Origin of the sequence: Bacillus sp. UNC322MFChir4.1 (assembly GCF_000746135.1) — a bacterium.
Lineage (GTDB): Bacteria > Bacillota > Bacilli > Bacillales > Bacillaceae_G > Bacillus_A.
In genome coordinates, this window is the sequence record NZ_JQKQ01000036.1 from 1 (window position 1) to 14,676 (window position 14,676).

General features: G+C 37.8%; 15 protein-coding genes. 4 read left to right on the top strand and 11 right to left on the bottom strand.

All coding sequences use genetic code 11. The annotated features are described in order from the left end of the window. Positions 1–418 precede the first annotated feature (418 nt). From BR72_RS14105 to BR72_RS14125, 5 genes are all read right to left on the bottom strand, one after another. Entirely contained in the window at positions 419–1,180 is a 762-nt protein-coding gene (locus BR72_RS14105; protein ID WP_035433847.1) for a bifunctional DNA primase/polymerase, read from the bottom strand. A 289-nt stretch (positions 1,181–1,469) separates the two neighbouring features. After that, on the bottom strand, positions 1,470–3,515 hold the full coding sequence (locus BR72_RS14110) for a glycoside hydrolase family 13 protein (protein ID WP_051957321.1): 2,046 nt from the start codon (positions 3,513–3,515) through the stop codon (positions 1,470–1,472). Between the two features lie 244 nt (positions 3,516–3,759). After that, on the bottom strand, positions 3,760–4,485 hold the full coding sequence (locus tag BR72_RS14115) for a VanZ family protein (protein ID WP_035433849.1): 726 nt from the start codon (positions 4,483–4,485) through the stop codon (positions 3,760–3,762). After that, positions 4,482–4,811 (bottom strand): PadR family transcriptional regulator, encoded by a 330-nt coding sequence (locus BR72_RS14120; RefSeq protein ID WP_035433851.1) that lies wholly within the window; start codon positions 4,809–4,811, stop codon positions 4,482–4,484. Before BR72_RS14120 ends, BR72_RS14115 begins: the two co-directional genes overlap by 4 nt. Positions 4,812–4,975: 164 nt before the next feature. Beyond that, the gene (locus tag BR72_RS14125) at positions 4,976–6,025 is read right to left on the bottom strand and encodes a M42 family metallopeptidase (protein WP_035433853.1); all 1,050 of its coding nucleotides are present in this window, start codon (positions 6,023–6,025) and stop codon (positions 4,976–4,978) included. A 206-nt stretch (positions 6,026–6,231) separates the two neighbouring features. On the opposite strand from BR72_RS14125, the gene BR72_RS14130 reads away from it, so the two are divergent. After that, on the top strand, positions 6,232–6,579 hold the full coding sequence (locus tag BR72_RS14130) for a PadR family transcriptional regulator (RefSeq protein WP_035433855.1): 348 nt from the start codon (positions 6,232–6,234) through the stop codon (positions 6,577–6,579). Then, positions 6,566–7,564, top strand: coding sequence for an HAAS signaling domain-containing protein (locus BR72_RS14135; RefSeq protein WP_035433857.1), 999 nt, complete (start codon positions 6,566–6,568; stop codon positions 7,562–7,564). The genes BR72_RS14130 and BR72_RS14135 overlap by 14 nt, the downstream gene beginning before the upstream one ends. A gap of 195 nt (positions 7,565–7,759) precedes the next feature. Here BR72_RS14135 and BR72_RS14140 read toward each other — a convergent pair whose 3' ends face one another. From BR72_RS14140 to BR72_RS14150, 3 genes are all read right to left on the bottom strand, one after another. Next, the gene (locus BR72_RS14140; protein WP_035433859.1) at positions 7,760–8,086 is read right to left on the bottom strand and encodes a nucleoside triphosphate pyrophosphohydrolase; all 327 of its coding nucleotides are present in this window, start codon (positions 8,084–8,086) and stop codon (positions 7,760–7,762) included. Between the two features lie 225 nt (positions 8,087–8,311). Continuing rightward, positions 8,312–8,647, bottom strand: coding sequence for a hypothetical protein (locus BR72_RS14145; RefSeq protein WP_035433861.1), 336 nt, complete (start codon positions 8,645–8,647; stop codon positions 8,312–8,314). Positions 8,648–8,733: 86 nt separating this feature from the next. After that, complete coding sequence (locus BR72_RS14150; protein WP_035433863.1) at positions 8,734–9,522, bottom strand: enoyl-CoA hydratase; 789 nt, start codon at positions 9,520–9,522, stop codon at positions 8,734–8,736. A gap of 190 nt (positions 9,523–9,712) precedes the next feature. On the opposite strand from BR72_RS14150, the gene BR72_RS14155 reads away from it, so the two are divergent. Together BR72_RS14155 and BR72_RS14160 are read left to right on the top strand one after the other, a co-directional pair. Then, complete coding sequence (locus BR72_RS14155; protein WP_035433865.1) at positions 9,713–11,128, top strand: O-antigen ligase family protein; 1,416 nt, start codon at positions 9,713–9,715, stop codon at positions 11,126–11,128. Positions 11,129–11,171: 43 nt separating this feature from the next. Continuing rightward, complete coding sequence (locus BR72_RS14160; RefSeq protein WP_035433867.1) at positions 11,172–11,645, top strand: hypothetical protein; 474 nt, start codon at positions 11,172–11,174, stop codon at positions 11,643–11,645. 103 nt (positions 11,646–11,748) lie between these two features. Here BR72_RS14160 and BR72_RS14165 read toward each other — a convergent pair whose 3' ends face one another. From BR72_RS14165 to BR72_RS14175, 3 genes are all read right to left on the bottom strand, one after another. Then, entirely contained in the window at positions 11,749–12,438 is a 690-nt protein-coding gene (locus BR72_RS14165) for a pseudouridine synthase (protein ID WP_035433869.1), read from the bottom strand. Positions 12,439–12,544: 106 nt separating this feature from the next. After that, positions 12,545–12,856, bottom strand: coding sequence for a hypothetical protein (locus BR72_RS14170; protein ID WP_035433871.1), 312 nt, complete (start codon positions 12,854–12,856; stop codon positions 12,545–12,547). A gap of 174 nt (positions 12,857–13,030) precedes the next feature. Then, positions 13,031–14,590: a fatty acid--CoA ligase gene (locus BR72_RS14175; protein WP_035433873.1), complete on the bottom strand. Its 1,560-nt coding sequence runs from the start codon at positions 14,588–14,590 to the stop codon at positions 13,031–13,033. Between the last annotated feature and the right edge of the window lie 86 nt (positions 14,591–14,676).

Here is a 14,676-nt window from a genome sequence, read left to right on the forward strand (position 1 = left end):
CACCGCCCACAGCCAGCAAACGATAACTTTGAGATCCAAATCATTCTTTACATACATTCTATCTGATTCGAGGAAATTCCTTTTTCAATCCTTTGACTTACGCCAACCAAAATTCATCCCCTCCCTACTCATTGGGCTTCACCCTTCTCATTCCTTGAGGAAGGGGAATTCTTTTGGAAACATGTTAAAACAAAGGGAGCAAGCAAGTAATGGTTATGTTGTATTCTGCATAGTAAGCATGTCAAAAAAATAAATGTAACAATATAAAAACCTATATACATAATATATACATCGTTTACTTTGTTATAAGGCGAGACTATTCCATACATAGCGTCGCTTTTACCCTACAATTTCATTAAAAAAGCGAAGAATATTTATCATTCTTCGCTTTTTTATTTGCTACATGTAATCGATTTTTTTATTGTAAAGGTACGAATTCAAAACCAGATTGATATGGCGGCGCAGAACTTCCCCATAATTTATCTTGATTTGAAAATGGTTGCTCTGAAGTCTCTAGCTCGAAATATGATGTAACGCCATACTCAGAATTTTGTGGATCTGCACTGTACCAATCACAAGGTCTGCCCATTTTATCTCTCAGGTAATCAGTTTTACCTGTTATTAAATTGATTTCCTGTGAATTTTGTTCCCAAACTGTTAACGTGCTTTTTGATTGGTCGCTAAAATAAATCCAGCCGCGATTCCCTGCATTGACATATTTTTTAGTTCCTCCTGCCTCAGCATTCGGTCCACCAATCCACATTGACATGGTAACTGGTGTATTATGTCTTATATATCCATCACTTTCTACCCCATCTGGAGCTTCAAAATTGATAGGTGTACCATAGTACTCATTACCTTTTGTATCCTTATGAGTCTCAGCAGTACCATAATAAGATTTATCTTTATACTGAATTACATAATGCCAACCCGCAAACTTCTCATAAGTTACCCCAAGTTTCTTCTGACCTACACCTGCATAAGCAGCATACCGAGGCTTACCATCCCAAATTTTACGTACCATTATATAATCTTTATTTGTCTTGACTGGATCTCCATAAATATCCAGTATACGATTGCCCTCAGCTGCATAAGCAGAATTTGTAGGAAAAACAGTTACGATTAAACTAAATAGTAATAATAAGACCGTAAGTATAGGTAGTTTTCTTTTCACGAACATATCTGAACTCCTCCTTATTTTCAAAAATGATTACGCTACCTTCCTGCATAATCTTAACATTAAGTTTTAAAGATGTAGATAAATTCAGGAACATATGTAAAATTGCATATTTATATACTTACAAAGGTGAAATTCTATCTGAAAAAATGGAAAATTCCTTTACAAAAAAATAGCAAAGGTTCCCTCGCTGAAATCGAGGAAGCCTTTGCTTGTTTCAAAAACACTTTAAGAGTGCTCAGCTTAGCTGGCAAAACAAGAGCAATCCATGGAGATATATTGGTTATACGATTTATTGTGCTAAAATTGCACCGTAATGCCCATCAACTGTAAGAGTAACAATTCCATTCTGAACTGTGTACGTTTTACCAGTCAATTTGTCTGTAACGATACTGCCATTTTGCATGCTGAGTTGCCATACAGGAACGGTTACACTATGACCGACAGAATCATTGTTAAGTACAACTGCGATTCTGTTTGTTGTGTCAAAGCGGCCATAGGAATAGATTTTATTTGTATCATCTGTTTGCAGCGTCATAAACGAACCTGTTCTTAATGCCGGGTATTGATTACGGATACTGATAAGTTTTTGCGTTAAAGCTACAGCACGATTAGAAGTATTCCCTTGTGACCAGTCAAACGTACGGCGGTTGTCAGGATCGGCGCCTCCCATCATGCCATATTCATCTCCGTAATAGATCGTTGGCGTACCAACATACGTCATTTGAAAAATAAGCGCTAAATACGTCTTCCAAATATCGCCGCCAGCACGTTCGCCAAAACGTGAAATATCGTGATTGGATAAATGATTGCTCATCGCTTGCTGAACGTTTGCTGGATAATTTGCACGCGTCCCTCTTAACCAGTTGTCAAACCCGGAAGTAGATACGGAAGCCGCATTGCTATTGAAATCTTTTCCTGTGATCCACTGAGAAACTGGTTGTGTAAATCCGTCAAAGTTTGTGGTACTATCCCATTGGTTCCCTTGATTTGTCCAAGAATTTGCATTTCCCCAGTATTCGCCAAATATTGCTGCATTCTCGTTTACAGACTTCACGGCACTTCGGAATTCAGACCAAATTTGGTGATTCACCAAACTACTACCATTTCCTCCACCAGCATCTGCACCGCCAGCATCTGTATATTGAGGTGCATCTAATCGCCAGCCATCAATGTTATACGGGGCTTTCAAATACGTTTTTGCTACGGAATCACTATTGCCATATATTTGCTTTCTTACTGGTGACCCACTCGCTCCATAATCTAGCTTCGGCAAACTGTTAAATCCTAAAAAGCTAGCATATGTATTCGGCCAAGACTGGAATGTATAATAATTAGACCATTGGCTCGATTGCGACTCAAAAGCGCCTAAAAAGGAAGATTGATTGTACTTATCAAACCATGGATGAGTGTCTCCAGTATGGTTAAATACACCATCTAATACTAAATACCCTTTTTGTCCGTTTGCTGTACTATGAACATTCGATGATAGCGTTTGCAAAGTTTCGTTTGCCCCAAATGCAGGATCCACATTCATATAATCTTGTGTATCATACTTATGGTTAGAAGGAGATTTAAAAATAGGATTTAAGTAAATGATATTCGCTCCTAATGTTTGTTTAATGTAACCGAGCTTCTGATTGACTCCCGCCAAATCACCGCCGAAGAACACAAGGTTGTTCGTATGACCAGAATTAGCATAAACGCTGCTTCCCCAAGCTTTTTTCTCCGTTGATGCACCGTCATAAGTGTATGCATTCGTTTGCACGTCATTCGAAGTATCACCATTATAAAAGCGGTCAGGGAAAATCTGATACATCACACCATTTTTCATCCAATCCGGCGTTTTAAAATTCGGAAGAACATAAAAATCACCTGATGATGGTTCAGATGTAGAAGGGCCGTTCGCATTATACCAAATAGAAGAAGACCCATCAGTAATTTGGAAACGATAATATTTTCGCGAAGAACTAGCCGGGATTGTTCCTTGCCAATAATCAAACGTCCCCGTAGAATCACCCGACGCCCATGACATCGGAATAACATGGAACGCCCCGTCAACGGTATCATAATACTTTATATTGACACCGGTAATATCCCCTTTAAACGTCCGGAATTTCAGCATCACACTTTGAGCAGATGTCGGTTCTGGCGCGCTATCATAAACAGGACCTTGGTCATGGAATAAACCATTCCACTCTACATTGTTGTCGTTAGCGGCAGCATAAGCCGATGATGAAGCTGGCGTGTACAGTAAAGATGTCCCTAAAACAAGTGAAGATAATGCAATCGTTTGCATAATAGAGCGTGCTTTTCTATCTTTCTTTACTTTTTTCATCACAAACCTCCTATAATGTAAGTGCTTTCATTTTTATTATATAAGGAATCTAGTAAAAGTAAATGAATTTTATATTAATCTCAAAAACGCTATTCTTTCGTGTATGTGCTTAACAAAAGAATAGCGCTTTTTTACATATAAGGAATAGTCTAAATTGCCACCTGAATAATAATAAGACAAAAAAATTCCTGTATATTTTTTATTTAGACCCAAGATCTTTTGTGAATGAATTACAATAAACTTATCACTTCACATAGTTCGGATTAGATGGTTTAATGAATTTCTTAACTTGCAGCCTCTGTAGTAATTTCCACCCCATAAACCCAACTAAGAGACCAACCAAATCTAAAATAAGACCAGTCGTGCTAAAAGTACCTACTAGCATGACAATATACAACAACTCAATGCTTAAATTTAATTTAATAAAGAGCATGAAAGCTGCTTTAAAAGAACGGAACCTATGAAATAAAATCGGAATTAAAAATCCCAATGGAATCATTAAGATAATGGGTTTAACTGCATGAGCTATCCAAAAACCAGGTATGTTATACAGAAAAAGGGTATAGAAAGGTGTAATATCAATAAAAGTGCGAAGCAACCACATCACATCATGATTTCTTGAAAATTGCTCAATAATCCCAAGAAACCACTCACGACCAACGCTATTTCCTAAGTACTCATACCAAATAAAGAATAATATGTAAGGAACAAATAAAGACCATGCAAAACGCTTTATGAACTTTTCATATGGAAAAATAGATTTTCGAAGTTCTCCACCAATAAAATTTGGTTCTCCAAAATGTTGTATGGCTAATTGTTTTGCTTGTTTTGCAGACATCCCTTTTTTAATATATTCTTCTTTTAAACTATTGAGGTGATCGAGCAATTCTAAAGATAGTTCTTCACGAGCCGCCTTATCTAGAGCAGTCTTTTTTACAATACGTTCTATGTAATTTTCAAACTCTTTCATGCAAATTCTCCTTTCCTGCAAGCTTGAATAAGCGCAGTAATTTGCTCCCAATAATTCAGCTTCTTCCCTAGTTCTTCCTTGCCAGCTGCAGTAATACGGTAAAATTTTCTTTTTTGTCCTGTTTCTGATTCTCCCCAGTAAGATTCAATCAAATTCTTTTGTTCCATTCGTTTGAGTGCTGGATATAGTGTGCCTTGACTCATATGGTAAACATCGTTACTTTGTTCTTTAAGTTTTTGAATAATTTCATAACCGTAAGTATCATCGTGAGAAATTATAGAAAGTACGAGTATATCAATACTTCCTTTCATCATCTCTTTATCCATTTTTCCACCTCCTAACATACATCGTAACACGACATATGTCGCAAAACAACATAAGGATACTTTTAGTAACTTAATTTCATGAAAGCTTTATTTTAATCAGCGGCAGAACCCCTTATATAAAAAAAGAGCCAATCCTCACTCAGATCAGCTCTTTCCTTTATTCCTTATTCTCCTACTAACTGTGATTGTACATACGCATAAATAAGCGCCTCTGTATGCGCAATCGATGTCTCATGTGTACGCTCATAAGCATGAGAAGCATCAATACCAGGACCAATTAATCCATGCTTCACATCTACTCCGGCGCGGATTGCTGCTGATGCGTCAGATCCGTAGAATGGATAGATATCCACTTTATATTCGATATTATTTGTTTTCGCAAGTTCTACTAAATGTTTGCGCATTGCATAATGGTATGGACCGCTCGAGTCTTTCGCACAGATCGATACCGTGTATTCATCTGATGCTTGACCATCGCCAAGTGCACCCATATCAACCGCTAAGTATTCTACTGTTTCTTCTGGAATATTAGAGTTACCGCCATAACCGATTTCTTCATTATTAGAGATTAAGAAATGAGTTGTATATGGTAGTTTCGTATTTTCGTCTTGTAATCTTTTAATCAATTGCAGTAAGATCGCTACGCTTGCTTTGTCATCTAAGTGGCGCGATTTAATGTAGCCGCTGTCTGTCATTTGAACGCGCGGATCAAATGATACGAAATCCCCTACTTCAATGCCAAGTTCGCGTACTTCTTCTGGTGAAGAGACACGCTCATCGATACGAATTTCAATATTTTGTTCGTCACGTTTTGCTTCTCCAGCATTTTTGTATACGTGGACAGACGTTTGATGGATTAAAATTGTACCAGTATACGTTTTACCACATGCTGTTTCGATTTCGCAATATTCTCCTTCTACCGCATTCCAGCGAAATCCGCCAATCATAGATAATCGTAGGCGTCCGTCCGCTTTCATTTCTTTTACCATTGCGCCTAATGTATCAACGTGAGCAGTAAGGAGACGTTGTTTCGTATCGTCTTCCCCTTTCACCGTTATAATTAGGCCGCCTTTATTGTTGCGCTTCGTTTCTACATTCCACTCTTTTACGTAGTCCTCAATAAAACGAATAATTGTGTTCGTATTTCCAGATGGACTTGGAATTGAAACAAGTTGTTTAATTAGCTCCATTGTGTCTTTTACGTTATGTGCCATATGCTTTTCCCCTCTCTTTTATCGTTCTAATATTCAGTATAATAGAAAAATGACGAAATAGAAATAAAACGGAACTCCCATTGTAGACTTAAAAAAAAGATGAATCAAATTTCATGTCAAATAATGTTGTAACAAAAATACTGTATGATGCATAGCATGAATTATATACTGTATGACATATAGTAAATAAAAAGGGAGGTGGGTAAATGAGTACTTTATTGAATTCATTAACGACTGAGCTTAGGAGGGGAACGTTGACATTAGCCGTTTTAAGTCAATTACGAACACCCCAGTATGGATATTCACTTGTTCAGTTATTGGAGGAATCGGGCATTACCATTGAACAAAGTACCTTATATCCATTGCTTCGCCGATTGGAGAAACAGGAATTAGTGACAAGTAGTTGGGATACGTCTGAGAGTAGACCCCGTAAGTTTTATGTTTTAAGTGAATATGGGTTAGAGATCTTTTTGCAGTTAAAAAGGGAATGGCTTAAGAATTCGAAAGAGCTCTATAGCTTATTAAAAAGGGAGGAAGACGATGAATCTGATTGAGATTTATATACAAGAAGTTACTCGGAGGCTGCCTGAAAAAAATCGTGAGGATATTGCGCTAGAGTTACGGTCAACCATTGAGGATATGCTGCCTGATGATTATAGTGAAGAAGATGTAAAGGCGGTTCTTGCAAAATTGGGGAATCCAGTCACAATGGCTAATGGTTATCGAGACTGGCCAATGCACTTAATTGGTCCACACTATTTTGAGGGATATGTGACGCTACTAAAAATGATTTTACCGATTGCCGCTGTCATTTCGTTAATCTCGGTGATTGCCGAACATTTTATTGGCTATGGCGGCGAACAAGCGGTTATAAATACTGTTTTTAGTCTTATAGGAAAAGGAATAGGGGGCATCATTGAAGTAGGGATCCACGTATTCTTTTGGCTAACACTTGTGTTTGCTATTTTAGAAAGAGTAGATAAAGGAAGAGATGGGGAGCCATTAACAGCAAGCTTTAAAAAATGGACACCTGATGATTTGAAGAATACCCCTAACATTCCTAAGAAAAAAGCGATTACGAAGGGCGAAGTATTTGGAAGTTTAATGTGGACTGCGATTTGGTCAACTCTTTATTTTTATGCGAGTCATCTTGTAGGTGTATATGAACGCGGCAGAGACGGACTTGAACTCGTGACCCTAACTTTTAATCAGGAAGCTTTACTTGGATATTGGCCAATCGTTCTTGTTGTAATTTGTTTCGAAGTAGCATTAGCTCTCTATAAATTAATACAAGGACAATGGACAAAAGGAATTGCAATTTGTAATACTACACTCCAGCTTATCTCCACCATTGTATTCACTGTTATAGTAATAAATCCGAATGTGATAACCAAAGATTATATTACGTATATGACTAATTTATGTAACATAACAGCTAATCAATTTGAAACATGGGTAGTTGGCGGTGGAATTTTCATCTTTATTTTATTTGCAGCAATCAGTGTATTTGATGGCTTCCGTAAGGCTAGAATTCGTTAATATATTTGCTTATTAAACTACCATCCAAAAACAATAAATAATTAAGTAGTCGTTATTTAACTATCGGGCGCTTTACTTTTAAATAAAGCTAAGTCCATCAGTGAGTTTCCCACCTATCTTCCTCACAATTTAAGATTGTGGTCTTACTGCCGACGAATAGCGAGATAAAAGGCATCGCATATACTGCGATGCCTTCTACTCTTCACTCACTTCCACTAAATACACACCTTTTTCAAATCCGCCGCGCTCCGCTTCTTTCTCCTGGCGAACACGCTCAACATCTTCTAAGGTTACACCTTCTGCTTGTGCCAATGCTTTAATCACTTCTAATGCATCGGCTAATGAATCTAATGCATGCTCACGTTCTTGCATAGATACAAACTCACGCATTTCCTCTATTCCAATTTTCGATAATTCTTCTATGTACTCTTGTTTACTTAATTTTTTCGACGTATATGTTTTACCAGACATTAAAATCATTTCTGGTACACGATCGCGGACGATTTTATTATAAGCTGACATGAGGATACCTCCTTTTTCTTCTATTATAAGTATAACTTAAAAACCTCTTTCTTTAGATGAGCGAGAGCGTCTGGCTATGCATAGGAGCGGTCAGGGCCCTTTTCTGCCACATACAAAGTTTTAAAACAAAGAAAAGTAACAAGGTGCATTTACATTTTTATCTTCATGCGAGCAATATATCTGCTAATGAAGTGTATGGCTGAGTAGTTACGTGAATTTCTATACTCAAAAACACCCTAACTCTGCATAATATAAAAACCAATGTTTTTTTACACAAGCTGACGACATATAAATACTAGATGAAATATGACTTATTTCTGGAAAGAAATAATTTTCATATTCTTTCTCTGGCACACCGTAAAAAGCGCGGAGATGATCTGGCACAACACCGTCATATGGGTCTTCCATTCTCTCAATCTCACTTTTTATAGCTGCCTTTGGGTTTCCAGATAGAAACATCTCTGTTCGAATTGCTGCGGTTGGTGTGCGGTGTAACAGCACGTATACGAGTAACCATCCTACGATTATGATTATGCTTATTCTTTTTTGTTTTAAGCTCATCCACTTCTCCTTTTATCATTCAAGAAAAAAGTGCTAACACCATTATACAAAAAAATGTGTTAACACTTTCTATTTTTATAAAACTTTTATTCCCCTTTAAACACCGGTGGACGCTTCTCTAAAAATGCAGTAATTCCTTCACGATGATCCGCTGTTCTTCTCATTGCGTATTGACCACGTTTTTCAAGCTCTAGCGTTTTTTCTAACGAAGGGCGGTTTAATTCAGCCAAAACTTGCTTCGTTTGAATCATAGAAGCAATTGGTTTTTGCAGCCATTCGCTAATTTTTTGTTTCACTGCACCTTGGAAATTCTCACCGATTACTTCATCAATCATGCCAATCTCAAGCGCTTCGCTTGCGGATAATTTCTTTCCTTCCCAAATGATTTCTTTTGCCATATGCTCGCCAAGGCGTTTTTGTAAGAAGAAGTGTCCGCCGCCATCTGGAATTAAAGCGATGCCAATGAAATTCATCGCAATAATAGATGAAGTATCAGCCATTACGTAATCAGCTGTTAAGGCAATGCTAAGTCCAAGCCCTGCCGTAGGGCCATGAATCGCACTAATCACAAGCTTTGGCATTGTATACAGCGCTACAATAATTTCGGAAATAGTATTCATAATGCCGTCAAACGCACTTTCATCTCCGCTTGCTAACATCGATTTAATATCGCCGCCCGCTGAAAAACCACGGCCGTTTCCGCATAGTACCACAACATGAACAGAACTTGCAGCTACTTCTTTTAATTTTTGTAGTAGTTCTTTTAACGTTTGCTCATCCAATGCATTTAGCACTTCTGGACGATTTAACATAATCGTCGCAACGCGCCCTTCATATTGTACAATTACTGATTCTGCTTTGCTTGAAACTGTCATAAACTCTCTCTCCTTCTATAATCTGTTATCCTTATATAATTATAGAAAGGGCTTTCAAAACCCTTCTTTTTTTCTTAATTTTCTGTCGAATTTACTCGCAATTACCCTGCCATTTATTTACTATTTTACCAAAGTAGTGTATTGTATAAAAAAAACTACATTCATTTCTTCGATTATGAAAGGGGACAAAATGAGTACCAAATTGATACAAAAGGAACATTATTTCACGTATTTCTTTCTATTATTCATAGCACTGCAACCGGTCTTAGATTTATTAACATCACTGTCCATTCAAATGTTACATATGGATGCAACGTTAAGTATTGTCGTACGTTTTGGCGTGATGCTTCTTGCGATGATCTATCTATTTATTTATCAGAAAAATAAAAAATCTATCGTGTATATTTGCCTATTAGGCGTTATCATGACAGCTGGACTTCTTAATAATCTCGTTGTAAAACATCCCATTTCACTTGGAGAAGAAGTTAAGTTTATGGCTAAATGTATGTATCCAATCGTTATGTTGTTCGGATATATTCTTGTCTTTAAAACTTTGCGAGGCAAGCAAAACTCGTACGATACATTATTACGTTATTTCTTATATGCCAGTTTATTTATGAGTTTTGTCATGGTTATTTCCATCGCAACTGGAACAGACTATCAAAGTTATACGATCGAGAAAATTGGCTCGAAAGGATGGTTTTATGCCGCAAACGAAATCAGTGCCATTTTAGCTATTACATTCCCAGTTATTGTCCTATACTCGATTCATAAGACAACTTCTTTTACGCAAGCATACTACTGGCTTCCGACGATACTAGCACTCTATTCCAGTATTATGATCGGAACAAAGGTTGGATACGTATCTATTATTGTGACATTAGGAGTGTCACTATTCTTTTCGTTTATCGAATATATGATGAAGCGAAGCCGTCCGCAGCTCATTAATACAATTCTCGCCTTGATTGTATTAGGAGGTGTCATAATTGTAACGCCACATACTCCCATCGCCAAAAATATGGACATTCACTTACAAATATATAATAAACAACAACCTAATAAACAACAACAAGAACAACAACCTAGTAAACAACAACAAGAACAACAGCCTAATAAACAACAACAAGAACAACAGCCTAATAAACAACAAGAACAACAACCTAATAAACAAGAAGAACGAACGTTAACAACTGGAGAAGTAAACAGTTTAATTTATAGTGATCGTGACAAATTTTTAAACATGCATCAAAAGTACTTTCAAGAAGCACCACTGTCACAAAAATTGTTAGGCATGGGCTATGCCGGCAACTATGAAGAAACACCAAAAGTGGTAGAAAGAGACTTCCATGACCTATTCTTCTGGTTCGGTATTATCGGATTCATCATATACATACTGCCATTTGTTTACTTCGGTATCAGGCTTATGTTGCGCATTCTCACAAACTTCAAGTCTATTATTACAGTAAAATATATGTTGCTTGGCACAGCAATCGCGCTTGCAATCGCCACCGCATTTACAGCTGGACATGTATTTGCCGCACCGGCTGTCAGCATTTTCTTTGTTGCCTTACTCGCTTATCTGATTGTGGACTTACAAGCAGAGTGATATAATGAACCATCACATTATTAATTACAATTACGGAGGAACTATGCTAACTTTTGAAGAAAAATTAACGATTATTGAATCTTTTCCAGAGCTAGAAAGAAAAACTGTCTCTCTAGGACGCATTAATTTTCATTATGAAGAAAGCCGCCTAGACAAAAAGAATGTTGTATACCATTTACATCCGAACGGAAATGGATTTGTCTATGCCGGGCATCTAAAAGGCTACAAAACGAACGATAAAGGAATGGTGAACATCCGCGATTTTTCAGCGGAAGAACTTCGCTCCTTACTTGAAAAATCAATTGTTTCCCTTTCACAAGAACCAGTAGAAGAAGTTGCAATTGCGGAGAACTTTCAAGAAGAAGAGTGGGTAAATGAGGACAATCATACCTTAACTCTTATTAAAGAAGATGAAGATATGTGGAACGTTTATGCTGGGATACAGTTAGATGGTACATTTAACTCTTACAAAGAAGCAGCACAATACCTTGATGAAGAAGGATTTACACGTAAGTAAGAAAGACGGGTCTGCACTATATCGGCGATTCGACACGATTTAAAGACCCTTCGACGATATTCGACTCACTAGTAGAAGGAGGCATCGCCTCCTTCTTTTTCTTTTATCCTAACAGCGCAAGAAGCTTACTCAGTTCCTCCTCAGTCAAATCGCGCCACTTCCCTATCTCTATTCCATCTAGTGTGATATTCATAATCCGAATGCGCTCTAACCTCATAACGGTATAGCCAAATGCGCGGCACATCCGGCGAATTTGCCGATTCATCCCTTGCGTCAAAATAATTCGGAAGACACAATCACTGATCCGGTGTATCTCACACGGATTCGTTTTTCCATCGCGAATCGTTACACCGCCGGCCATTCCTTTTAAGAAAGCATCGTCAAATGGCTGATCAACTGTGACAATATATTCTTTCTCGTGACCATATTCGGAGCGCATCATTTTATTTACGATATCGCCATCATTTGTCATTAAAATTAATCCTTGTGATGCTTTATCTAAGCGGCCAATTGGAAAAATGCGTTCCGGATAATTAACAAAATCGATAATATTTCCTTCAATATGCTTCGCCGCTGTACAGGTAATCCCAACCGGTTTATTTAATGCAATATAAATAGGGTGCGTCTTCTTAGGAATCGGCTTCCCGTCAACAAGGACAATGTCATCAGGTTCTACTTCTTGTCCAGGCTCACAAATTTCACCGTTCACGGTAATTCGCTTTGCAGCAATGAGACGATCCGTTTCTCTTCTTGAATAATAACCTGTTTCACTAATGAATTTATTAATTCTCATGCAAAGTTCCTTTCCTTATTCGCGCTTTTCCCATTCTATCATGAATGTACACAGCACAAAAATGCTCGAAATCATTCTGAGCATTTTAATATTTCCCCATAAACTTTTAACCTTGTAAGCTCCAATAATAGGACCAAAAGATAAACCAAAGAAACCAAAAGGTAGGAATTATATTGAACCATTTGATTAGCTTGTATTTCCCTCTTCGATAAAATATCCTTGCCAGTAGTGCTGTTACTATGACTGTTAAAACAAAACAAGGATACGAATAAAAAATGCACCGTCTGAAAATATCCTTTTCTGAACCTGGTGCATCAAAAATCATTCCCGTCATAATACCTGGAACAAATCCTAGCACAATTAATAAGCCGTAAAGCAGCTGCGTAGCATTCATTATATCTTTGACTCTTTTCTCCATCTTCCCACTTCCTCTATATCTTCTTGCATATCGCGGCAATACTGATCATGAGATCCTCAGATAGCTGAATATAACTTAAAAGCAAAAATATTCAAACGAAATATATGTATTTAGCATAACAAGTTAACAAGAAAAAGCACAGCCACAAAACTGCAGCTGTGCTTTTACGCTATCTTAAGATTTCTTCGCTTCCTTCAAAGATTCACGCAATACAAATTTCTGTAATTTCCCACTCGCATTACGCGGCAGCTCATTCGCAAATTCGTAACGACGAGGGCGTTTATAATCGGCTAACTCATCACTTTCTTTACAGTAACGCTCTAATTCTTCTTCTGTTAATGACTCATCTTTCTTCACAACTACCGCGACGACGCGCTCGCCCCATAGTTCATCTGGTTCACCAAGTACAGCTACGTCTAAAACACCGTCATGACTATGCAAGAAGTCCTCAATTTCACGCGGGTAAACATTCACACCGCCGCTAATGACCATGTCATCAACGCGGTCTGCTACATATAGGTACCCATCTTTATCAAAATAGCCAAGATCACCAGAATGATACCAATCTTTATACATTACCTTTTTCGTTGCTTCTTCGCGCTTGTGATATCCAGCCATCATGCTTGGCCCGCGTACAATGATTTCTCCCACTTCGTAAGGCGCAAGAATATCGTCCGGTTCGGATGGTTCATCTTCATTTGACTTCACAATGCGCACCTCATGACTAAAGCAAGGTGTACCCGCTGATCCTGCTTTTGTAATTTGATCTTCTTCTACAAGAAACGCAACAACAGGGCCAAACTCTGTCATTCCATAAATTTGGACAAGATCGATATACAGACGTTCTTTACACTCTTTCACAAGCGCCGGTGCCATTGCTGCTCCGCCGTAAATTCCAACCTTCATCGAAGTTAAATCATATTCTGTTAAATCTTCTTGCAGCAGCATATTCCACATTGTCGGCGCCGCAAAGAACGTTGTAATTTTCTCTTTTTGAATTGTTTCTAACACTGATTTCGTATCAAAATGATGCAAAATCACATTTTTCCCACCAACTTGAATGCGCGGCAAAATACCAGCGTTCAATTCACCGCAATGATATAGCGGCGCAACAACTAATCCAACGCTATCGCGTTTATATTTTAAATAATATGTACAAATCATACTATGCTCAGCCATGTCTCGGTGGCGGTGCAATACCCCTTTCGGATTCCCAGTCGTCCCGCTCGTATAAAGCATCGAGCAGTAATCCATTTCATCCACTTCAATGCCTGTCGGTTCTGCCTTTGCCTCATTTACTTTTTCATGATAAGAAACGGCAAAGGGCGGCGTGTCCTCTTCAATGTACCAAAATGAAGTTTGCGGAAAGTCACGTTCAATTAACGCAATTGTTGATTCAACTTCTTTTTCAAACACAACAACTTTAGAGGAAGCATCTTGTAATATGTAGGAAACTTCTTTCGCTTTCAAACGGAAATTAATCGGGTTAAAGATTGCGCCAATCTTCGCACAAGCGAGGTAAACCGTTACAAATTCATGTGAATTATATAAGTATACTGAAACGCAGTCTCCTTTTCGTACTCCTTCTGCAAGAAGAGCGTTTGCCGTTTTATTTACTTCCATATCCCACTGTTTATATGTAAAGCGAATGTTTTTTGCAGGTTCTACTAACGCTTCTTTCTGTGGATATTTTTGCACAGCTAAATCAAAAATTCTACCAACAGTCATGTACATGCCGCATATTCCCCCTTTTAATTTTCATAATTTTATGAATTCGTTCACGAATAGACATTTCCTGCTCATTTTTACTTCCTTTTTCT